The 21,310-nt window shown below is 66.3% G+C and carries 21 protein-coding genes and 1 pseudogene; 10 read left to right on the plus strand and 12 right to left on the minus strand.

Annotated elements, in window-relative coordinates:
* Positions 1 to 63: 63 nt before the first annotated feature.
* From HH302_RS22260 to HH302_RS22400, 4 genes and pseudogenes are all read left to right on the plus strand, one after another.
* Positions 64 to 408: pseudogene (locus HH302_RS22260) on the plus strand (FKBP-type peptidyl-prolyl cis-trans isomerase); the annotation flags it as partial.
* Positions 394 to 735: an FKBP-type peptidyl-prolyl cis-trans isomerase gene (locus HH302_RS22265; RefSeq protein WP_206256517.1), complete on the plus strand. Its 342-nt coding sequence runs from the start codon at positions 394 to 396 to the stop codon at positions 733 to 735. The pseudogene HH302_RS22260 and the gene HH302_RS22265, both read left to right, overlap by 15 nt.
* Positions 732 to 2,747, plus strand: coding sequence for a pseudouridine synthase (locus tag HH302_RS22395; RefSeq protein WP_371814543.1), 2,016 nt, complete (start codon positions 732 to 734; stop codon positions 2,745 to 2,747). Before HH302_RS22265 ends, HH302_RS22395 begins: the two co-directional genes overlap by 4 nt.
* 177 nt (positions 2,748 to 2,924) lie before the next feature.
* Positions 2,925 to 3,407, plus strand: coding sequence for a glycine zipper domain-containing protein (locus tag HH302_RS22400; RefSeq protein ID WP_172197103.1), 483 nt, complete (start codon positions 2,925 to 2,927; stop codon positions 3,405 to 3,407).
* Positions 3,408 to 3,454: 47 nt separating this feature from the next.
* Here the strand turns inward: HH302_RS22400 and HH302_RS01475 are convergent, their stop codons facing one another.
* The 6 genes from HH302_RS01475 to HH302_RS01500 form a co-directional block, all read right to left on the minus strand.
* Complete coding sequence (locus tag HH302_RS01475) at positions 3,455 to 5,158, minus strand: TrkA family potassium uptake protein (RefSeq protein WP_172197106.1); 1,704 nt, start codon at positions 5,156 to 5,158, stop codon at positions 3,455 to 3,457.
* 13 nt (positions 5,159 to 5,171) lie between these two features.
* Positions 5,172 to 5,555 (minus strand): DUF6394 family protein, encoded by a 384-nt coding sequence (locus HH302_RS01480; protein ID WP_172197109.1) that lies wholly within the window; start codon positions 5,553 to 5,555, stop codon positions 5,172 to 5,174.
* A gap of 54 nt (positions 5,556 to 5,609) precedes the next feature.
* On the minus strand, positions 5,610 to 7,481 hold the full coding sequence (locus tag HH302_RS01485) for a tetratricopeptide repeat-containing diguanylate cyclase (protein WP_172197112.1): 1,872 nt from the start codon (positions 7,479 to 7,481) through the stop codon (positions 5,610 to 5,612).
* Positions 7,482 to 7,553: 72 nt separating this feature from the next.
* Positions 7,554 to 8,822 carry a M48 family metallopeptidase gene (locus tag HH302_RS01490; protein WP_172197115.1) on the minus strand — a complete coding sequence of 423 codons (1,269 nt, stop codon included), beginning with the start codon at positions 8,820 to 8,822 and terminating at the stop codon, positions 7,554 to 7,556.
* Between the two features lie 103 nt (positions 8,823 to 8,925).
* Positions 8,926 to 9,726, minus strand: a complete 801-nt coding sequence (locus HH302_RS01495) for an acyl-CoA thioesterase II (RefSeq protein WP_172197118.1) — start codon at positions 9,724 to 9,726, stop codon at positions 8,926 to 8,928.
* Between the two features lie 16 nt (positions 9,727 to 9,742).
* The gene (locus HH302_RS01500) at positions 9,743 to 10,750 is read right to left on the minus strand and encodes an NADP-dependent oxidoreductase (RefSeq protein ID WP_172197121.1); all 1,008 of its coding nucleotides are present in this window, start codon (positions 10,748 to 10,750) and stop codon (positions 9,743 to 9,745) included.
* A 257-nt stretch (positions 10,751 to 11,007) separates the two neighbouring features.
* Here HH302_RS01500 and HH302_RS01505 point away from each other — a divergent pair, with 257 nt between their 5' ends.
* From HH302_RS01505 to HH302_RS01520, 4 genes are all read left to right on the plus strand, one after another.
* Positions 11,008 to 11,901 (plus strand): LysR family transcriptional regulator, encoded by an 894-nt coding sequence (locus HH302_RS01505; RefSeq protein WP_172197124.1) that lies wholly within the window; start codon positions 11,008 to 11,010, stop codon positions 11,899 to 11,901.
* An 87-nt stretch (positions 11,902 to 11,988) separates the two neighbouring features.
* Complete coding sequence (locus HH302_RS01510; protein ID WP_172197144.1) at positions 11,989 to 13,758, plus strand: sensor domain-containing diguanylate cyclase; 1,770 nt, start codon at positions 11,989 to 11,991, stop codon at positions 13,756 to 13,758.
* A 63-nt stretch (positions 13,759 to 13,821) separates the two neighbouring features.
* A complete protein-coding gene (locus HH302_RS01515) occupies positions 13,822 to 14,781 on the plus strand; it encodes a VTT domain-containing protein (RefSeq protein WP_172197147.1) in 960 nt (319 codons plus the stop codon).
* A gap of 33 nt (positions 14,782 to 14,814) precedes the next feature.
* Positions 14,815 to 15,561: a 2OG-Fe dioxygenase family protein gene (locus HH302_RS01520; protein WP_172197150.1), complete on the plus strand. Its 747-nt coding sequence runs from the start codon at positions 14,815 to 14,817 to the stop codon at positions 15,559 to 15,561.
* A gap of 25 nt (positions 15,562 to 15,586) precedes the next feature.
* Here the strand turns inward: HH302_RS01520 and HH302_RS01525 are convergent, their stop codons facing one another.
* The 3 genes from HH302_RS01525 to HH302_RS01535 are packed head-to-tail and all read right to left on the minus strand — an operon-like array spanning position 15,587 to position 18,047.
* Entirely contained in the window at positions 15,587 to 16,363 is a 777-nt protein-coding gene (locus HH302_RS01525) for a ferredoxin--NADP reductase (RefSeq protein ID WP_172197153.1), read from the minus strand.
* Positions 16,360 to 17,298 carry an electron transfer flavoprotein subunit alpha/FixB family protein gene (locus HH302_RS01530; RefSeq protein ID WP_172197156.1) on the minus strand — a complete coding sequence of 313 codons (939 nt, stop codon included), beginning with the start codon at positions 17,296 to 17,298 and terminating at the stop codon, positions 16,360 to 16,362. Before HH302_RS01530 ends, HH302_RS01525 begins: the two co-directional genes overlap by 4 nt.
* Entirely contained in the window at positions 17,295 to 18,047 is a 753-nt protein-coding gene (locus HH302_RS01535; RefSeq protein WP_172197159.1) for an electron transfer flavoprotein subunit beta/FixA family protein, read from the minus strand. The genes HH302_RS01530 and HH302_RS01535 overlap by 4 nt, the downstream gene beginning before the upstream one ends.
* Before the next feature lie 91 nt (positions 18,048 to 18,138).
* Here HH302_RS01535 and HH302_RS01540 point away from each other — a divergent pair, with 91 nt between their 5' ends.
* Entirely contained in the window at positions 18,139 to 19,065 is a 927-nt protein-coding gene (locus tag HH302_RS01540; protein WP_172197162.1) for a LysR family transcriptional regulator, read from the plus strand.
* 22 nt (positions 19,066 to 19,087) lie between these two features.
* On the opposite strand, the gene HH302_RS01545 is transcribed toward HH302_RS01540, so the two are convergent.
* Positions 19,088 to 19,288, minus strand: coding sequence for a DUF3079 domain-containing protein (locus HH302_RS01545; protein ID WP_172197165.1), 201 nt, complete (start codon positions 19,286 to 19,288; stop codon positions 19,088 to 19,090).
* A 521-nt stretch (positions 19,289 to 19,809) separates the two neighbouring features.
* Here HH302_RS01545 and HH302_RS01550 point away from each other — a divergent pair.
* Positions 19,810 to 20,100: an STAS domain-containing protein gene (locus HH302_RS01550; protein WP_172197168.1), complete on the plus strand. Its 291-nt coding sequence runs from the start codon at positions 19,810 to 19,812 to the stop codon at positions 20,098 to 20,100.
* A 65-nt stretch (positions 20,101 to 20,165) separates the two neighbouring features.
* On the opposite strand, the gene HH302_RS01555 is transcribed toward HH302_RS01550, so the two are convergent.
* Complete coding sequence (locus HH302_RS01555) at positions 20,166 to 20,411, minus strand: hypothetical protein (protein ID WP_172197171.1); 246 nt, start codon at positions 20,409 to 20,411, stop codon at positions 20,166 to 20,168.
* A gap of 199 nt (positions 20,412 to 20,610) precedes the next feature.
* Positions 20,611 to 21,309: a trans-aconitate 2-methyltransferase gene (locus tag HH302_RS01560; RefSeq protein ID WP_172197174.1), complete on the minus strand. Its 699-nt coding sequence runs from the start codon at positions 21,307 to 21,309 to the stop codon at positions 20,611 to 20,613.
* Position 21,310 lies beyond the last annotated feature (1 nt).

Below are 21,310 nucleotides of genomic sequence, written 5' to 3' on the forward strand. Positions count from 1 at the left end.
TAGCACGCCGGGCCGCCTTCTTGGGCAGTGCCCGGCGTTTCCCTTTTCTGCAGGAGATTTCCCATGAGCGAACCGATCACCACCGACAGCGGCCTGGTCTTTGAAGACAGCGTGACCGGCACCGGCGCCGAGGCCCAGAAGGGTCGTACCGTCGTCGTGCATTACACGGGCTGGCTGACCGATGGCACCAAGTTCGATTCGAGCAAGGATCGCGATGATCCGTTCAGCTTCGACCTCGGGCGTGGCCAGGTGATCCGTGGCTGGGACGAAGGCGTTGCCGGCATGAAGGTCGGCGGCACCCGCAAGCTGACGATTCCGGCCGAGCTCGGCTATGGCGCCCGTGGTGCGGGCGGCGTGATTCCGCCGAACGCGACGCTGGTGTTCGAGGTTGAGCTGCTCGATGTGTTGTCGAACGAGGTCGTGATCGAGGACAGCGTCGTTGGCGAAGGCGCCGAAGCGGTGGCAGGCCGCCAGGTGGTCGTGCATTACACCGGCTGGCTGACCAACGGCACCAAGTTCGATTCGAGCAAGGACCGCAACGACCCCTTCAAATTCCCGCTTGGCGCCGGCCGCGTGATCCGCGGTTGGGACGACGGCGTGGTCGGCATGAAGGTCGGTGGCACCCGCAAGCTGACGATCCCGCCGCAGCTTGGCTACGGTGCACGGGGCGCGGGCGGTGTGATTCCGCCCAACGCAACCCTGGTGTTCGAAGTTGAACTGCTGGATGTGCTGTGAACAAGCCCGGCAAACCGAAGGCTGAGCGCCCGTCGCTGACCGGTACGCGTACCGGTCCGCGTGCCAGGGCCGCCATGGAGCGCGCAATCGCTGCGCGCCGTGATGCCCCGCCGCGCGACGAGACGCGTCGCAATCCGCGCGAAGACGAAGGTCGCCGCGAAGGCGGCTGGAACGATCGCCCGCGCAATCCGCAGGGCGCCCCCCGCGGCGATGAGCGAGACCGCCCGCAGCGTTGGGGCGATGCCCCGCGCGGCGGCCGTGACGAGCGTGATGCGCCGCGGCGCAGCTACCGCGACGACGATGTTCGGCGCCGTACCGGCGACGATTTCTCCCGCGGCAAGCCGGCGCCGCGCCGCGACGATGAGCGCCCGCGTTTTGAGCGCGACGATCGTGCGCCGCGTGGTGATAACCGCGGTGAAGGCCCGCGTGGTCCGCGCGATGGCGAACGCCCGCGCTACCAGGGCGACCGCCCCCGCTACGAGGGGGACCGTTCGCGTGCACCGTCGGATCGTCCGCGTCATGAAGGTGACCGTCCTCGCGAGGGCGGCGATCGGCCGCGTTACCAGGGTGATCGCCCGCGCAACGACGGCCGTTTTGAAGGCAATTCGCAGGGCGACCGCGGTGGCCGTGATGAGAGCCGTCCGCGCGATCAGCGCCAGTGGGGTGATCGCCCGCCGCGCGGCGAAGGTGGCTTCCCGCGCGATGAGCGTCCGCGCCGCGAAGGCAGCTATCCGCGCGACGAGCGTCCGCGTGGCCAAGGTGGTTTCAACCGTGAGCAGGCCCCGCGCCGCGAGGGTTCGTTCAACCGTGATGAACGCCCCCGCGGCCCCGGCGGCTTTAACCGGGACGACGCACCGCGCCGTGACGGTGCTTACAGCCGCGACGAGCGGCCGCGCAGCGGCGGCTTCGAGCGCGATGAACGGCCGCGCCGCGAAGGTGGTGGATTCAATCGCGACGAGCGTCCGCGCGAGGGGGGCTACAACCGCGACGGACAGGCCCGCCGCGAAGGCGGCTATTCGCGTGACGGCGGCGGTGCTTACGCCCGTGATGAGCGCCCGCGCCGCAGCGAAGGCCCGGCCGGCGACGCCCGTGGCCCGGCGCGCGACGATCGCGGTGGACCGCGTACCGATCGTCCGGCACGCCCGAGCTGGGGCGATAGGCCGCCGCGGCCGAGCGGCGAACGTGGTCGTTACCCGCAGCCGCCGCGCGACCCCGGCTTTGCGCCGCGTACCCGGCGCCACGAAGTCGAGGAAGACGACGAGGATGAAGAGGACGATCTGCCGCAGGGCGTGCGTGTCTCCAAGCTGATGGCCGCTCGCGGCATCTGCTCGCGCCGCGAGGCGGACGAGTACATCGAGCGCGGCTGGGTCTTCGTCAACGGTGAGCGCGTCAAGGAACTGGGCCGGCGCACCGAGCCCGACGCAAAGATCACGCTCGCACCCGAGGCGGCCAAGCTGCAGGGCACGCGCATGACGATCCTGCTGCACAAGCCGATCGGATTCGTTTCCGGCCAGCCGGAAGATGACTACCCGCCGGCGGCATCGCTGATTACGCAGTCCAGCCAGTACCGGCCGGATGGCGGCCCGGAGCTCAAGCCGGCGCACTTCCATGGTCTGGCTCCGGCGGGCCGGCTCGATATCGATTCGACCGGGCTGCTGGTGCTGACGCAGGATGGCCGTGTCGCGCGCCAGCTGATCGGTGAGGATTCGACGGTCGAGAAGGAATATCTCGTTCGCGTCGAAGGCGAGCTGAGCGCCGAGGGGCTGGCACTGCTCAATCACGGACTGGAGCTGGATGGCAAAGAACTGCGCCCGGCCAAGGTCGAGTGGTTGAACGAAGACCAGCTGCGCTTCGTGCTGCGTGAGGGCCGCAAGCGTCAGATCCGCCGCATGTGCGAATTGGTCGGCCTGAAGGTGACTGGCCTCAAGCGCATCCGCATCGGCCGTGTGGTGCTTGGCGATCTGCCGCAAGGGCAATGGCGATTCCTGCGTGAGGATGAATCCTTCGAGTAATCGAAGCATTTGATGGATCGCACCGCGGCCCGGCGGCAATTGCCCCGGGCCGCGTCTTTTGGTGCGTACGCCACGCGATCGGCGGCGCATTGCAAATTGCAACAATCAGTCATGGATGTTTCCGTCATAGAGATGGGAAAATGTTCCATGTTCCGTTTGAATTGGCAGGAGTCTCGGATGTACAGCAAGGTCATGGTCAAGCTGGCGTTTGCGCTGGCGTGTGTGGGCGTGGCCCAGGCGAACGATGGGCAAACCGCGATTGGCGGTGGGCTCGGCGCCGCCGCGGGGACCGCGATTGGCCATACGGTTGGCGGGAAGTCCGGCGAGCTGATTGGTGGTGCGCTCGGTGGCGCGCTGGGCGCCGGCGTGATGTCGGACAAGCGCGGCAAGAATGGCGCGATGATTGGCGGCGCGATCGGCGGCGCCTCGGGCGCAGCGGTCGGGCGCGCCAGCGGCGGGAAGACGGGCGCCATCGTGGGGGCTGGCGTGGGCGGTGCTGCCGGGTCGGTGCTGGGCAAGAACATCAGTGAGCCGAGCCACAGCCGCTACGATTCGCGGCGCGTGCGCTACGACGACTACGATCATCGCCCGCCGGGTCACTACAAGCACAAACACCATCACGGTCATGGCCACGGCCACGACCACGACTGGGACGATTGAGTCGGTTTCTGCTGCAACGAAAAAGGCCCGCGATATGCGGGCCTTTTTCATCGTGGGCGCGCCCTCCGCGCACCACGCGCGCGCCAGATCCATCCGCCCGGGGCGCTGCGCCCGTGCAGCACATAGTCGAACGCGTTGGCGTTCTGCAGTGACAGCTGCAGGCGCGTGAGCGCAGTGCGAGGCCCGGCGATCAACAACGCGTCGCCCGCCTTCAGGCGCGTGTGTGCCGGCGGCAGCAGGATCAATGCCTGATCGCGGCGCAGCATCAGTGGCACAAGCGGCAGGCGGGTATCGCGGTCGGTGTTGTCGCGCATCGCGTCGGCCAGCACGAGCGGTGCGTCGGCCATCAGATGCAGATAGGCGGCGCGCGCCTCGGTGATGGTCAAGGTGATGCCGCGGATGTCCGGCACCTGCCCGGGGCACACGGATTCAAGCTGCGCGATCACTTCTGCCGCCCAGTGGTTTTCCTGCAGGCGCACTCGGCCGAGGAATTCCGACAGCAGCGGTGTCGTGAGCGTGGCAATGCATTCCTGGGCGATCAGGCGGCTTGGCACCAGTGCGAAGTCGCCGACGAAGGCGTCGAACAGGGCACTGTTGGACGCATGGTTCTGCCGCATCACGACGAAGATCGACGGGTTGAGTTCGCGCGCCGTGACGGCGATCGAGAGGTTATTCACGTCGTTGTCGGTGCCGGCGACGATACCCACCGCCGTGCGCACGCCGGCCGCCACCAGCGGTTCGGCCTCGGTACCGACCCCGGTGATGCAACGCCGATCCGGCAGCGTCAGCGGCTCTGGCGTGATCAGGGTGACTGGCTGTGCCTCACTGTCGAGCGCCGCCACGATGGCGTGCCCAAAGCGGCCATAACCGCACACGATCCAGTCACCGCGCGGTGGGCGATGCGGCTCTGGCGCAGGTTCGTCCGGAATGCCGGTGAGCAGTTGTTCAAGGCGGAACACATCGGGCGCGCGCACCGCCAGCGCAAGCTGATCGGCGAAGCGGCGGAACGGATTGATGATATGGTCGGTGCCGAACGAGGCCATGTTCGCGTTGACCGAATCGGAGCGCGCGCGAGCGAGCACCGGCACATCGGGCCTTAGCAGGCGTACGGCGATGGCGACGGCGAGGTTGGCCTCCTCGTTGCTGGTCACCGCCAGCACGCCGCGACACTTTGGATGCAGCAGGCCGGCCAGCTTGAGTAGTTCAGGCTCCCGCGCGTCACCCGCGAGTGCGGGGGCGTCGGCACGCCATTCAAGCAAGTCGAGCTCCTGCACACGATGCTCAGAGAGCTCCAGTACCACGAAGCGGGTGCCGATGCGGTCCAGGGCGCTGCCGATCAAGGTGCCGGTCTCGCCGCAACCGCAGATCAGGTAGAAGGGCTCGCCAAGGCGCCGCACCGAGCGGGCGAAGCGGATCTTCGCGAATGCGGCCTGGAAACCCTTGTCCTGCAGCAGCCCGAGCAGGGTGACGATCGAGTAGGTCCAGCCGACCACCGTGAGGTAGATGCACAGCACGGTCCACATCCGCTGCGCGTCGGAAAACGCGCTGGGGATTTCGCCAAAGCCGATGGTGGTGGCGGTGTAGCTGACGAAGTAGAAGGCGTGGAAAAAGCTCATCGGCGGCGCTGGCCGGCCGTTTGCGTCCACGCCGGGGATCAGCGCGAGACCGAGCATCGAGATCGCGTAGATCGCGATCAGCACGATCAGCGGCGCACGCATGCGCCGCAACATCAGGAAGATGACGCTGTCCATCGCGGGTCGCCGCTCAGCGACGCATCATCACCGTTTCGGCAATCAGGATCACAACCGACACCACATTGGCGAGCATCGCGCCGGCTGCCAGCGATACGACGCTGGCGGTAACGCCGGGCGTCATGCCGACGCCGGAGACGTGCACCGAGTAGGCCCAGTAGATGGCTGCCGCGATCAGCTGCAGATCGGCGACAAGGCTTGTTGCGAGATGGATGGCGCCGATCTGTGTGCGGTCACCGAATTTCAGAACCGTCGCAATCAGATTCACGACGATCGCCACGAAGAGCTCGAACACATCGTGGTGTACGGGATTGTCGATGTCACCGATGAAGAAGCCGAAGTTCATCGTCGCAGCCAGCACGATGAAGAAACCGAAGACCACTTTCTCGAGGTTCACAGTCCGCTCCCGCAGTGTCGATCGCGCGGATTATGCGGCTGCCGCCCGCGGTGGTCACGCGCAGTGCGCGGTCACCCGGTTACGGCCTGCGTCCTTCGCTTCGTAGAGCGCTTCGTCGGCGCGTCGGAGCATCGTGCTGACCGTGTCGCCCGCGACCGCCGTGGTAAGGCCGAAGCTCGCGGTGATCGGGCGATCGGCGAACCAGCGTGTGGCATCGATCGCCATGATCTGCTCGCGCAACCGTTCGGCGACGATGATGGCGTCGCTGAGCGCCGTGTCGGGCAGCAGGATCAGGAATTCTTCCCCACCGATACGGCCGACGCAGGCTGGCGCGCGCACGGTCGCGTTGAGGGCTTGTGCGACGACCTTGAGGATCTCGTCGCCGATCAGGTGGCCATACTGGTCGTTGATCGGCTTGAAGTGATCGAGGTCGGCGATCAGCACCGCGCAGGGCTGCGGCTCGGCGGCGCGCAGCAGCGTGCCGAGGCGGTTCAGGATGTCGCGCCGGTTGGGCAGGCCGGTCAGCTCGTCGGTGTGCGCGAGCGCTTCCATGTGGCGGCTGGTGCGGCGATGGCGCAGCAGCAAGGTGGCGAGGATCAGCGTCAGCACGGTGGCCAGCGCGATCACCGCGGCCTGCAGGCGGCCAACGGTGCGCTCCTGCGCCAGGGCACGTTCGGCGACCGCCTTTTCGCGCGTCAGCAGCGCGTTTTCCTGATCCTTGGAGGCGGTGTCGAACTCCACCTTCAGGGTGGCGAAACGTTGATCGAGCTGGCGCAGCAGCAGCGTGTCGGAGGTGTTCTTGAATTCCACCAGGCGCTCGTAAGCGGCGCGCCAATCGCTCGATTCCGCATAGCTGGCGGCCAGCGCGCGGTAGGTGTCGCGCAACTCCGCGAGCGAGTCGCCGCTTGCGAAGGTTTCGGCAGCGGCGAGCAGCACCGCGATGCTCTCGGGGTAGCGTTTCTGCAGGCGCAAGGTGATGCCGCGCTGTAACTGGATCTGCGCACGCAGCCGCGCATCGGGAGCGGCCTTGGCGTCGGCTTCGGCCTTGTTCAATTCGGCGTCGGCACAGCGCGCGTCACCCAGCGCATTGCACACGCTTGCAAGCCCGCGGTGCGCGTAGGCGGCACCCCGCGGGTAGCCCAGCTCGTTGTGGATGGCGAGGGACTGTTCGAAAGCCTGCCTCGCCTCGCTCCATTCGCCAAGATTCTCGTGCGCGCGACCGAGGTTGTGCAGCGTCACCGCCTGTTCGCGGCGTGCGCCTTCGGCGATGTGCCCCTTGAGCGACTGCAGGTAGTAGTGCTTGGCTTGTGCGTAGTCGCCCATCCGGTTGTAGAGGATCGCGATGCCATTGACCGCGGTGCGGGCGCGCGAACGCAGGTGGAGCTTTTCATAGAGGGCGAGCGCCCGGCGCTGGTCGACCAGGCCTTCGGCGTACTGGCCGAGCAGGGCGCGGATGTAGCCGCGCTGGTACAGCGCGTCGGCGAGCATTTCGGCGTCCTGCGCGCCCTCGGCGAATTGAGCGGCTTCGTCGTATTTCGCCAGCGCCTCGTGGGTCTTGTTTGCCAGCTCGAGCAACTGGCCTTCGCAGGCCAGCACGCCGGCGCGCAGGCCGCGCCGCCGCACGTTCGGCAGCAAGGCGTTCGCGGCGTCGATTTCGGACTGGGCGGCCTGCGGACTGCGCTCACCCTGGTAATCACAGAGCACCAGTCGTGCGGCGACTTCCAGGTCGGCGTCCGGCGCCCGTTTGAGCGCTTCCAGCGCGGCGTCGGCATAGCGTCGGCTGGCTTCCGGGTCCAGACGCACATTGGCGCGCGCCTGCTCGACCAGCGTAGCAGGCGTGCCCTCGGGCGCGTCTGCGGCAGGGCTGGGGGGGGCGAGGGCTACGAGCAGCGCCGCAAGCGTAAGGGAGCGAAAGGTTTGCGGCATGCGTGGGCGACTAGGACGAAAGCTGGATTCTGGCTGAGCCGCCCCGCCTCGGCAATGCGCTGCGGCGCAAGGTTATTGCGTGCGCTGCGTGTCGTTCAGGTGTTCGGCCTTCCATTGCATCGCGGTACGGATGCGGGTGCGGCCACTCGGGTGGTCGTAGAAGATGAACTCCTCCCATGCCTCCGGCTCCATCTTGCGATATTCGGCAAGCTGCACCGCGACTTGTGCGAAGCCGTCAGGCTCGCGCGCGGCATTCAGGCCATACAGGTCGGCTTCGAACTCGGCGGTGCGGATGATTGTGTTGTTGATCGGCGTGCCGACGAATCCCAGTACCGAGAACACCGCAAACAGCAGCGGCAGTGCCGCGACGTCGCCGATGCCGCGCAGCCCCCACGCGGTACCGAAGCGGGCGATCAAGCGATCCATCATCCAGCGGGCCAGCGCAAAGCCGATTACCGTCAGTACCGTGAAGGCGAGCAGGTGTTTGTAGATGTGGTTCAGCGCGTAGTGCCCGATCTCATGCCCCATCACTGCGCGGATCTCGGCCGGGCTGGTGCGCTTGAGCAGGTTGTCGTTGAGCGAAATCCGTTCGGTACCGAGAAAGCCGCTGACATTGGCGCTGATGCGCTTGGTCTGGCGCGACGCATCGAACTCGTACACCTCGGTGGCCGGCACTTGGTTGGCGCGTGCCAGCGAGAGGATGTCGTCGCGGATCGGGCCGGCTGCCAGCGGCTTGTAATCGTTGAACAGGGGCGCGATGAAGACCGGCCCGATCACGATGCCGATCATCAGGAACACCGTCGCAATGCCAGAACCCCACAGCCACCAGGTTTTCGGCGCACGTCGGATTGCGGCCCAGATCGCGGCCACCGCCGGCGCCAGGAAGAGGATCGATACCAGCAGCCCCTTGAGCTGGTCGAATGCCCAATCGAGTGCGCCCTGGTTCGACATGCCGTAGGCGTGTTCGCGCCAGTAGCCTTCGTACCAGTTCAGCGGCAGCGTCAGCAGCGCGGCGAGCACGAGATACTGCACGGCATACGCCATGTTCTGCAGCGCCCTGCGGCGCGTCAGGCTCTCGGATAGGTTGCGCAGTCTGGCCGATAGCCCGCCGCGCAAGAACAGCCATGTAAGCACCAGCCCGTAGATCAAATCCGCGAGTTGCAGCCAGTAGCCGCCCTCGTAGTAAGCGTTGGAGCGTGCCCGGGCTTCAGGTGGAATCGTGTCGAGCCAGGCACGCGTGGCTTGTTCTGCATCGAAGCCGCTGCCCGCCGCGTGGGCGCATAGCGGCGCAGCAAGCAGGGCGAGTAGCGGCGCGAAGGCCAGGATACGACGCAGGTTCATGGCAGGGCGTTCCGGTGAGGGCGGGCCGCCGCATTATCCGGAACGCATTGCCGCTTGTCGGCGGGCTTTGTATCGAAGCTTGTCGGTGCAAAGGCTCGCGCGTTCAGCCAAATACCGCCACGATCTGGTAGCCCACCGCGGCGAGTTCGCCCTGTGGTGTCCACAGCGCGGCGCGCTCATGGGAGTAGCCGGCGCTGAAGGCATGCATTTCGGTGTCGTGGCGCCACCAGGCGTCGGGTGAGGGGGCTGGCATGCAGGGCAGCAGTTCAAGTGCCCAGGTCACCGAACTGCCCGGGGTTGGGCGATCGAAATGACCGAAGGCGACCGGTGGTGCAGCGTCGCCGAGCAGCACGCAGAGCAGTTCATGGTCGATCGCTTCGTCGCGCAGCCGCATGTACACCTGCATGTCGCGCGCCGTGCCGCCGCTGAACGGGTGGTCGCCCGCGGCCCAGCGGAACTCCACATGCTGGGTGAAGGCGGGCGAGATGCCCGGCAGGTAAGGCGTGGCGGGCAGCGTGTCGACGGCAGGCGCCGCCGCTTGCGCCGGCGCGAAAGCCGGGATCACCGACTCGCGCGCCAGGCCGAAGCTGCCAAGCAGCAGACATGCGGTCTCCTCGCCCACCTTCACTGCGGCTTCCACTTGCCGCATGGCACGCCCCTCACGCACCACCCGGACTTCTACGCGCAGCTTGCCGGCCGGCACAGGCCCGATGAAGCTGGTTTGCAGGCCGCGTAGCGGCCGATCGGCACCGGCTACGTCGCGCATTGCCTGCACCGCCAGCGCGGCGCTGACACCACCAAAGGCGGTGCGGCCCTGCAACCAGTCTTCCGGCAGGTCGTAGAACACCGTGTTACCGAGGTGTCGGCGGCTTTCCAGCAAGGCAGAGAAGGGCGTCAGGAGCATGTGTGCGGCCTTGTCCTCAGGCGAGTTTGACGAGCATTTTGCCGGTGTTCTCACCACGGAAGAGACCAATGAAGGCCTCCGGCGCGGCCTCCAGCCCTTCGCGCACCGTCTCGCGCGTTTGGATCTTGCCGGCCGCCAGCCAGGTGGCCATCTCGCCGACAAACTGCGGGTAGTGATCCCAGTGGTCCGAAACGATGAAACCTTCCAGCCGCAGCCGCTTCATGATCACTTGCGCGAGGTTGGAGGGGCCTTTCGGTGCTTCGGTTGCGTTGTACTGCTCGATCATGCCGCACACCGCAACGCGGCCGTTGGGCTTGAGCGCATTGAGCGCAGCTTCAAGATGCGCGCCGCCAACGTTCTCGAAGTACACATCGATGCCTTCCGGCGCAGCGGCCTTGAGCGCGGCCGTGAGATCACCCGCGGTGCGGTAGTTGATCACCGCGTCGGCCCCCAGTTCGCGCACCCAGTTGGCTTTCTCGTCGCTGCCGACGCTGGCAACGACGCGGCAACCGTGGAGTTTTGCGATCTGTACCGCGATAGCGCCTACGGCACCCGATGCGGCCGATACGAACACTGTCTCGCCGGCCTGGATGTGGGCGATGCGGGTGAGGCCAGTCCAGGCGGTCATGCCGGTCATGCCGATGACGCCGAGCCACGCCTGCGGCGGCGCCAGGCGCGTGTCGACGCGATGCACTTGCGTATCGGCGGCAACGAAGTGCTCGCGCCAACCGAACGAGCTCAGCACGATGTCGCCCACCTTGAATTTCGGGCTGCTCGATTCCAACACCTCGCCGACGGCGCCGCCCTCCAGCGCCTTGCCGACCTGGAAGGGCGGCACGTAGCTCTCGCGATCGACCATGCGACCACGCATGTAGGGGTCGACCGACATCCAGAGATTCTTCACCAGCACCTCGCCAGCCTTCAGCGGCGGCACCGGCGTGGTGGCGATCTCGAAATTGGCGGCGGTGGGCATGCCGGCCGGTCGGGAGGCAAGGCGGACTTCGCGGGTCGATTCAAGGAACATGGGTTGTCTCCAAACCCTCGCGGTCGGCCGCGGGGTCGTCAGGGCATCAGTGATCAGGACTCGGCTACCGGCGCGGGCTATTCCTGTTGGCGCTGGCATGAGCGGCATGGCGTTGGGCGCTGCGATCAGGCAGCACTCGACGCCGGAACAGCCACTCTATCGGGCGGGCCGCCATCAATCCAATGCATGGCTAGAATGGAGCGAATGACTTTGGGTAATGGCCTTGTATGGCGGATCTGAGCCGAATCGATCTCAACTTGCTCGTTTCACTGCAAACGCTGTTGCAGGAAGCGCATGTGACCCGCGCGGCCGAGCGCCTGGGGGTTACGCAGCCGGCGATGAGCCGAACGCTGGGCCGCCTGCGCGTGCTGTTCGACGACCCGCTCTTTGTGCGCACACCGGCGGGGTTGCGCCCAACCCCGCGGGCGGAAGCGCTGCGCGAGCGCCTCGATGCGACGCTGGCCGATGTTGCGGGGCTGATCGCGCCGCCGCGGTTCGACCCTGCCAGCAGCCGCGGCGTCTGGCGTATCAGTACGACGGATTACGGCGCCAATTCGATGCTGCCGCGGGTGCTGGCGCGATTGCACCGGGAAGCGCCGTATCTGGACATCGCGGTGGACGTATGGCGCGACGACCAGGGGTTTCGCGAGCTCGAGGCCGGGTCGGTGCAACTGGCGTTGAGTTCCGTGGCGCAAGCCCCCGCGGGCATCCACGGACGCGGGTTGGGTGACGACCATTTCGTGACGCTGCTGCGTACCGGGCACCCGGCCTTGGCGCAGCCGCTTGATCTGGACGCCTTCCTGCGCATTCCGCAGATCCTGATCCACATGGGGGGCGTTGATCCGCGCGGCGTGGTTGATCTGGCGCTGGAGCGAATCGGGCGAGAGCGCCGGGTTGCGGTGCGGGTCGCGAACTTCATGGCCGCGCTGGCGATGGCAGCGCGCACCGACATGCTGGTGAACGTGCCGCGTACCCTCGCGCGCCTTTACGCCGGGCCGGTCGGGCTGGTCGAGCGCGAGATCCCGCTCGCGTTGCCGCAGGTACGCTACGCCTTGCTGTGGCACGAGCGTTTGCACCACGATCCAGCCCATAGCTGGCTGCGCACCTTGTTCTACGAGGAAATCACGGCTGCTTTGGTCGCCAGCGCATGAGTTGTCGTCAAAACCCCATGGTGACGCTGCGCAAAACCCCGCGATGCTGGGACAATGCCGGTCTGCCCGCGACCTGAAGCATCCACCATGAGTCAACCCGCCCGTTCGGCGCTCTCGCTGCGCCAAGTCCTGATCGTGCCCTACGTGGCGCTGGTGCTGTTGCTGGCGATCGTGATCGGTGCGCTGTCGTACGTGGCCGGCAGCCGGGCCGTGGCCACCGTGTCCGATCACCTGCTGATCGAAACGGTCGGCCGCATCGGGCAGGCGGTGGATCGTCATGTGGTGGGATCGGGCGCGGTGCTCGAAGCGGTGTTCCCGAACGGAATGCCGGCGCCCGCGTCGATTGGCAGCGATCTGGCCAACCTGCGCACCCGCCTGTGGATCGCAACGTCGCTGCACATTGATCCGAACAACTACGCCTACTACGGCAACCGTGCCGGTCAGTTCATCGGCCTCTGGCGCAATTCGCTGGATGATGGCGAACTGCGGCTCAAGCTCAAGGGCGACGAGCCGCGCACCTTCTTCAACTTCCAGGGCATCAACGGTGAGTTGCACGAGGCCTCACGCGAGACCAAGGTCTACGACCCGCGCGTTCGCCCCTGGTACAAGGCCGGCGAGAGCGCGAAGCTGCATACCTGGACGGCGGTGTACATCGATTACCGCCACGGCGGCCTCGTCGCCACCCGTGCGAGGCGTGTACTCAACGCGGCGGGCGAGTTCGAGGGCGTCGTCGCGACGGATATTTCGCTGAAGGGGCTCAACGATTTCGTATCGACGCTGGCGCTCTCGAAGAATGGTATCGCCTTCATCGTCGAGCCGAACGGCGATCTGATCGCCTCGTCTGCGAGCGCCAACATCGCCCGCCAGCCGGACGGCAGCAACAAGCGCCTTGCCGCGGCGGACAGCGGCCATCCACTCTTGGCGGCAACCTACTCCGAGGTGCGCGATACGCTCGCATCGCTCAAGCAGGCGCAACTGCCGCAGACGCGTACTTTCACCGGCCCCGGCGGGCAGACGATCCACGCGGCCTTCGATCGTGTGAAGGACGACGCCGGCCTCGAATGGATCACCGTGGTGGCGGTTCCCGCCAGCGACTTCATGCAGGGGGTCACCGCAAACGTGGTGCGCACCGGCTTGGTGGGCGGCATTGCGGCGCTGCTGGCGGTAGTGCTGGGCCTGCGCATTCTCGGTTGGGTGACCGGCGATCTGCGTCGGCTGTCGAAGTCGGCGCGCGCGATCGGTGACGGCGATCTCGAATCGCCGGTCGACGTACATCGAAACGATGAGATCGGGCAACTCGCACGCACGTTCGAAACCATGCAGGAACGGCTGCGTACCGACCGTCTGACCGGTCTCGCCAACCGTGAAGCCTTCATGCGGCGGCTGGATGGCCGCGTCGGCCGGCACCGCCGTGCCGCGGACATCGGCCCGTTTGCGGTGCTGTTCGTCGATCTGAACCACTTCAAGCAGGTGAATGACCGCCTTGGCCACGACGCGGGCGACAAGGTGCTCACCGAAATCGCCGAACGCCTGCGCGAGGCGGTGCGCGCGAGCGACTTTGTGGCGCGCTATGCCGGCGATGAGTTCGTCGTGCTGCTCGACCGCGTCGAGAGCCGCGAGCAAGCCGAACGGGTGCGCGCGCATATCGAGCATGTGCTGGCCCAGCCGCTGCGCAGCGTGGACCCCACACCGCTTGGCGAGCAGGCGTTGGGTGGTGCGGTCGGCATGGCGATCTTCCCGGACGACGGCGACGAGGCCGAGTCGCTGATGCGTTTTGCCGACCACGAGATGTACACCCGCAAGTTCGGCGCGCGCGGCGAGACCCCATGGGCCGACTACCACGCAACGCCGCGCTGAGCGTGTCGCCACCGATGCAGCGCCGTACTGGAAATTCGGGGCTGGCGCCCCGATCATTGTCAGATGGATAACGCCGATATCGCACGCGCCTTGCAGCAGGATGGCGCGCTGCTGGTCTTCATCAATGTGCTGCTGCAACAGCTGGGCCTGCCGGTGCCGGCGGTGCCGACGCTGATCGCCGCGGGCAGCCTGGCTTTCGGCGCGCCGGCGCTGGCCTGGATGCTCGTGGCCGCGGTGCTCGCGTCGGTGCTGGCCGACGCGGTCTGGTACTTCGCCGGCCGCGCGTTTGGCTACCGCGTGCTCAACGGCCTGTGCCGCCTGTCGATCAATCCGGCCTCCTGCGTCAGCCAGACGGAAAGCCGCTTCCTGCGCTGGGGGCTTTGGTCGCTCGTGATCGCCAAGTTCGTGCCCGGGTTCTCGACCGTCGCGCCGCCGATTGCCGGCGCATTGCGCATGCCGCTCCCCGCCTTCCTGTCCGCAGCAGCGATCGGAGCTGCCTTGTGGGCTGGGCTCGCTCTGGCGGCTGGCTCGCTGCTGCGCGACGAGATCGCGCTGTTGATCGAGCTTGCCTTGCGCTACGGCGTGAATGCGCTGTTGATCCTGCTCGCTGTGGTGGCTTTGTGGTTTGCGTGGAAGTTCTGGCTGCGGCAGCGTTTCGAGCAGATGGCGCGCATGCCGCACATATCGCCGAAAGCGCTGGGCGAAGCCCTTGCCGCCGGGCAGCCCGTGCGCCTGATCGATCTGCGCGGCGCCACGCTGCGTGCCGAAGGGGGCGAGCTCGACGGTTTCACCGTGGCGGACTACGAGGCGCTCGACCGTGCGGTGCAGGGCTGGCCACTCGATGCGCTGGTCGTCACGCTGTGTGCCTGTCCGGAAGACGCCGGTGCCGTCTATGCCGCCAAGGAAATTCAGGCGCTCGGCTATCGCAATGTTCGCCCACTCAGCGGGGGCTACGAGGCGTGGCGCGCGTATCTGGCCGCGCAAGGCGGCCGGCGTTTCCGAGGCGACCCGGTCGCCGGCTAGACTGGCGGCCCTTTCTGATTCTCACTGAGCGCGATGAAGCCACTACCTCCGCCCATCACGGCGCCTGAACAGCTCGATGCCGCGCTCCGCACGCAAGGCTTTGTTGCTCTGGATGCGGCCGGTTTGACCGCTTTGAGTGGTGCGACAGCGGCCGGTCTTGCTGCGCTGCAGCCCGGCTGGAACAACCTGCCGCCCGATACCTTCCTGCGCGACGGCGGCCGTTATCGCTTTCGCCGTCACGCCTGTTTCGTACTCGACATCGCAAGCGGCGAGCTGACGCAAACCCCGCATCGCGCGCACTGGCAGCCGGTGGCCTACAACGCGTTGCACGGCGGTTTGGAGCGCTGGTTCGAACCCGTTGAAACCGCGACGCGCGCATCGCCGGACTGGCAGGCCTTGCTGTGCGGTCTGGGGCAGTGGCTGGGGCGCTTTGCGGGCGTGCCGCAATGGTTTATCGAGGCGCACCAGTTCCGCATCGATACCACCGACGGCATCGGCCGCCCGACACCGGAGGGCGCGCACCGCGACGGCGTTGACTATGTGGCAGTGCTGCTGGTTGGCCGTGAAGGCATCAAGGGCGGCGAAACGCGCGTGTTCGAGGCCGATGGCCCGCAGGGCATGCGCTTCACGATGACCGAACCGTGGACGACCCTGTTGCTGGATGACGCACGGGTGATCCACGAATCGACGCCGATTCAGCCGCTGGCCCAAGGCGGCCACCGCGATACGCTGGTGCTCACCTTCCGCCGCGGTGGCTTCCAGGGGCCGGGCAACGCGTGAGCGCTGGCCCGGCGCGCGGGCGGGCTTACTTCTCGACGAAGGCGCGCTCGATTACGTAGTCGCCCGGCGTGCCGATATTCGGCGAGACCTTGAAACCGCGCGCGTCGAGCATGTCCGATAGCTCCTTGAGCATTGCCGGGCTGCCGCACAGCATCGCGCGGTCGTGCGCCGGATCGATCTGCGGCAGGCCGAGGTCGGCACACAGCTTGCCGGATTCGATCAGCGTCGTCAGGCGGCCCTGGTTGCGGAAGGGCTCACGCGTCACCGTGGGGTAGTACAGCAGCTGGTCGCGAATGTAGTCGCCGAGGAACTCGTGTTCCGGCAGTTCGCGCTGGATCTGTTCGGCATAGGCAAGTTCGCTGACGCTGCGCACGCCGTGCGTAACCACCACCTTGTCGAAGCGCTCGTAGGTATCCGGGTCCTTGATGATGCTGAGGAAGGGCGCGAGCCCGGTGCCGGTGCTGAGCAGGAACAGGTTACGGCCGGGCAGCAGGTCGTCGATGATCAGCGTGCCGGTCGGCTTGCGGCTGACGAGGATCTCGTCGCCCGGCTTCAGGTGTTGCAGCCGCGAGGTGAGCGGCCCGTTCTGCACCTTGATGCTGAAGAACTCCAGGTGCTCTTCGTGGTTGGCGCTGGCGATGCTGTAGGCGCGCAGCAGCGGGCGGTTTTCGTCCTGCAGGCCGATCATCACGAACTGGCCGTTGGCAAAGCGCAGGCCGGGGTCGCGCGTGGTCTTGAAGCTGAACAGCGTGTCGTTCCAGTGGTGGACGTCGATCACGGTTTCGGTGGCGAGCTTGCTCATGCGGTGGCTTCCGTGTGCAGATGGCGCACCAGTTCCGGTACGGCATCGAAGAGGTCGGCAACCAGCGAGTAGTCCGCCAGTTGCATGATCGGGGCTTCGGGGTCCTGGTTGATCGCAACGATCACCCGGCTGTCCTTGATGCCCGCGGTGTGCTGCAGCGCGCCCGAAAGGCCCACTGCAATGTAGAGATCCGGCGCGACGACGGTGCCGGTCTGGCCGACTTGCCATTCGTTCGGTGCGTAGCCTGAATCCACTGCAGCGCGGGTGGCCCCGATTGCCGCGCCGAGGCGGTCGGCGAGTGGTGCGAGGCAGGCGTGGAAGCGCTCCGCGCTGCCCAGCGAACGCCCGCCGGAGACCACGACGCGCGCGCTGCCCAGTTCAGGCCGCTCACCGCCGGCCGTCCTCTGCCCGGTGACGCGGCTGCGGCCGTCGGCGGCCGATGCGGTGATCGCAACACATTCAGCCTGCCCGCCCTGCGCGGCGGCCTCGAAGCGCGAGGCCCGCACGGTCAGGATCTGCAGGCCGGGGCGGTTATCGACCGTGGCGAGCAGGTTGCCGGCGTAGATCGGGCGCTGATAGCGGTTCGCTCCGAGCAGGGCGACGGCTTCGCTGATCATGCCCACGTCGCGCAACGCCGCGACGCGCGGCAACGCGTTGCGGGCAAGGCTGCCGTGCGCGGCGAGGATCACCGTGTAGTCGCCGGCGAGGCTATTCAGCAGGCGAGCGACATCTTCTGCCAGCGGCTGCTCGAACTGCGGTGCATCGGCATGCAGCACGCGGCGCACGCCGGCGATTTGCGCGTGGGTGGCGGTATCAGCGATGCCGAGCACCAGCAGATCAACCGGCAGGCCCCAGTGCTGCGCGGCGCGAACAGCCTGGCGTGTGGCGAGGGCGACGCCGGTGGCGGCGATATCGGCGAGGACGAGAACGCTCATGCGATCACCTGTGCATCGTTGCGGAGTTTTTCAATCAGTTCGGCGACCGAACCTACGCGCTGGCCAGCCGGGCGCGGCGGCGGGGTTTCGACGCGCGCACGCTGCACGCGCGGCGTGAGGTCGATGCCCAGCGCAGCGCAGTCGAGCGTCTCGATCGTCTGGCGCTTGGCCTTCATCAGGTCCGGCAGCTTCACGAAGCGCGGTGCGTTGAGGCGCAGGTCTGCCGACACCACGGCGGGCAGCCGTATTTCGAGCGATTCGCTGCCGCCGTCCACCTCGCGCGCGACGTGCAGCGTGTCGCCATCGACGGCGAGTTCGGACACCGCAACCGCCTGCGGCCAATCGAGCAGCGCGGCGAGCATCTGCGCGGTTTGCCCGGCATCCTCGTCGATCGCTTGCTTGCCCAGCATCACCAGCGAGGCCTCTTCGCGCTGCGCGACATGGCGCAGCAGTTTGGCGACCGCGAGCTGATCAAGCGCAGCCGGCACCTGGCCCCAGATCGCGCGGTTCGCGCCGAGCGCGATCGCCTGGCGCAGCGATTCCTGCACGCTTGCGTCACCGAAGGACACGACCACGACTTCCGACGCAATGCCGCGCTCGCGCAGCCGCACCGCTTCTTCAAGCGCGTTTTCGTCGAACGGGTTGATGACCATCCGAACGCCGGTGGTGTCGATATCGCTGCCGTCGCTGCGCGGGCGCACTTGGACGTTGTGATCCACCACCCGCTTGATTGAAACGATGATTCGCATGAATGACCCTTCTATTTGGCGGGGCATTCTAGGCAAGAGCTGGTAATCTACGAAGCGGATTGTGATGACGACGCTTATCTAAGAAATAGATATGAGATTCACGCTGAGGCAACTCGAGATCTTCGTGGCGGTCGCGCAGACCGGTTCCGCCAGTCGCGCCGCGGAGCGGCTGGCGCTCTCGCAGTCGGCGACCAGCACGGCGCTTGCCGAGCTCGAACGCGCCTACTCGCAGGTGCTGTTCGACCGCGTTGGCAAGAGCCTGCGACTGAACGACACCGGCCAGTGGCTGTTGCCTCGCGCGACGCAGATCCTCGACCGAGCGCATGAGCTCGAAGAGTCGCTCAGCGCGCACACCGCGGTCGGACCGCTGCGCTTGGGGGCGAGCCTGACAATCGGCAATTACCTTGCCACGTTGTTCGTGGCGGACTTCCTGCAGCGGCATCCGGAGTCGCGGGTGCAGCTGGCGGTGCATAACTCCACTGCCATCGTGTCCTCGGTGGCGCGCTTCGAACTGGATCTGGGGCTGGTCGAAGGCGATCTGCAGCATCCGGATGTGATTGCCGAGCCGTGGTTGCGGGATGAGCTGGTGGTCTTCGCGGCACCCAGTCACCCGCTGGCCGGTAAGGGCAGCCTGACCCGCGACCAGGTGCTGGCGCAGGACTGGATTCTGCGCGAGCCTGGGTCGGGCACGCGTGGCACCGTGGAGCACGCGTTTGGCGAGGACCGCCAGCGCCTGAAGGTGCGCCTGGAGTTGGAGCACACCGAGGCGATCAAACGCGCGGTGGAGGCGGGCCTTGGGCTCGGCTGTATTTCCCGGCTCGCGCTGCGCGACGCCTTCCGCCGTGGCAGTCTGGTCCCGCTGCAGGTGCGTAACCTCGATCTCGGTCGCGCCTTCTATCTGGTGCGGCATCGCCACAAGTACATCAGCGGCGGGCTCGCGAGCCTGATCGACCACATCCGCGCTTCGACCGCCGGCGCAACCTCCACCGACGACATTCATCTTTCCCCTGTGCCCTGACGCTGACCGGGCGACCGGCTTTTCAGCCCGGCATGGCGCTCTGTTCGGCTGCCGCGAGAAATTCCGGATCATCCTTGTACCAATCGGGGCCGAAGAATTCGATTGGATGAGGCGTCCGCTCCGACCCGTTGCCGCAACCCAACGAGTCCGTCGGACAGTAGTGGTCGCAACCCCAACAGATGCGCTCGGGGTGTTTCGGATGGAGCGGGAAGCGTTTGGCCATCGGGAATACCTGAGAAGGGTTGGCGAATAGCCAAGTCCAATCGCCGGACTGGCCGGCCGCGCTAATGGCCGCTCCATTGCAATCGGTTTTGCGACCGTTGCTCGCCGCATGGAAATGCCCTTAGGCAAGGGTTGTCTGGCCAATATCTGGCCGCCTCTCTATTCCCACTTCTTTGCTGTGGGTATTTGCGGTGCGACCGAATAACCATTCGCATAAGGTGGTTAACTGCCACGATGCAATTCGCTCTGCTTTGGCCTGAAAGCCGCGTAAGAGCTCGGTTGGCGCGGTGTTATGGCGGCAATGATCAATCGCCGGCGTGGCGGGGCGCCTTTGCAGGGGTCAAGAAATTTGCAATGCGTAACAACGCGCGCAGGCCTGGCCCGTATTCGCCGATACGAATCGGCCTAACATGAGTGCCGATAAAGGCAAATAAAACCGAGGGGGAAGTGCAGCACGGACACGTCGTTCGTCTGCCCGTGCAAATGAGAATGAGGGCGCGCAGTTAATGCCGCAACAGCATCATGGTTAATTCAGAAGGCGCTGCGACGATTTGCCTGAAGGGGGATTTCGTTTTTCAGATGCATCGCGAGTTTTCGGCGGCGCTGGGCAATGCGCTGCGGCCCGAGGTGCCGGAGATTGTCATTAATCTCGCCGACGTCAGCTACATGGACAGCGCGGCGCTTGGGATGTTGTTGGTCGCGCGTTCACGCGCACTTGAGCGCGGAAAACGCGTCGCGATATCCGGCGCCGTCGGCCATGTGCTTCAGGTACTCCACATTGCCAACTTCGAGAAGCTATTCGAGATCCGTTGAAGCCCGCATGGCGCAGCGTGAGAACGGGCAATGGTGCCCGCGCTGGGGCGTTGGGCTTCGGGCAGTCAGTCCGGCATCGAGCGCTTGCTGACGTAGTCCGGCTCCGGCGGTATCACCTCGCGCCGGCCGCTGTTGCCGAAGATGTCGCTGAACTCAAATGCAGTGAAGCACAGGTGCAACACACCGATCACGACGGCGCACAGGATCAGGCCCGGGAGCATGCCGCCAACGTTCAGCGCAAGCATCAGCAGCGCGCTCGCAACGGCCAAGGAATAGGCGATGGCGACGCGGGTGAGTTGTTTGCGGTTCATGGGGGTCCGAGTCTTTGAAGTGGCAGCGCGACTGCGCCGTTTTGCGTGCGCTTGCGGCGCCTGCGGTTTGGCCGAACGCGAAGTGCCTGGTCGCGTGTTGGTGTTTGCTGATTGTATGACGACCTCGGCGGAGTCACGTTTGCCACGAATTCGATGTCGGCTGCCCAGGCCCGAAGCGGGACCGGAGCAGGCCGCGCCTTTAGCCCGCCTCATCGTCGGATGTCGATGCGGCCGACGCGGGGACGCGTTTCGCCAGGATAGCCAGATCGGTGGTCGCGACGCTCGCATTGCCTGGGCTCGGCATCTGTTCGCAGAACTCGACCGAGAAACCGTGGCTTTCTACAAGCTCAACAATGGCGTCTGGCGAGCGATAGACCATGAAGACCCGGTCGCCGCTGCTTGATTGCTCGTAGCGCGCTGCGCCTTCCGGGCCGGTCACGCTGGTTAGAAGCAGAAATGCGTCGTCAGCCAACACGCGGCGCAGCGCGGCAAAGAATCGGGGCGCGTCCGCATTGGGCAGGTAGCTCAGGCCAAACGCGAACGCTGCGCCGTGGAATCCGCAACCGACGCCTGTGATTTCGCGACAGTCAGCGACGTGGAATGCGACGTCAGGCACACGCCGTCGGGCTTCGTCGATCATCCTCGGCGCCATGTCGATACCGACTACCGACAGATCCGGGCGCACGCGCTTCAGATGGGCGGCGACGTTGCCCGGGCCGCACGCGATATCGATGACCGAGCCGCCCGTGGGCATGCGATCCGCCAGCATCGCGTAGAAGCGGTCGTATTTCGTCAGCGCGAAGTACTTGGCCGCGTAGCGGTCCGCCAGCTTGTTGAAGGTTTCAACCGACTCCCGGCACACATCCGACGCTGGCATCGCCCATCCGATCGCGAACATG

The sequence above is a fragment of the Niveibacterium sp. COAC-50 genome (assembly GCF_013184235.1).
Classification (GTDB): domain Bacteria; phylum Pseudomonadota; class Gammaproteobacteria; order Burkholderiales; family Rhodocyclaceae; genus Niveibacterium; species Niveibacterium microcysteis.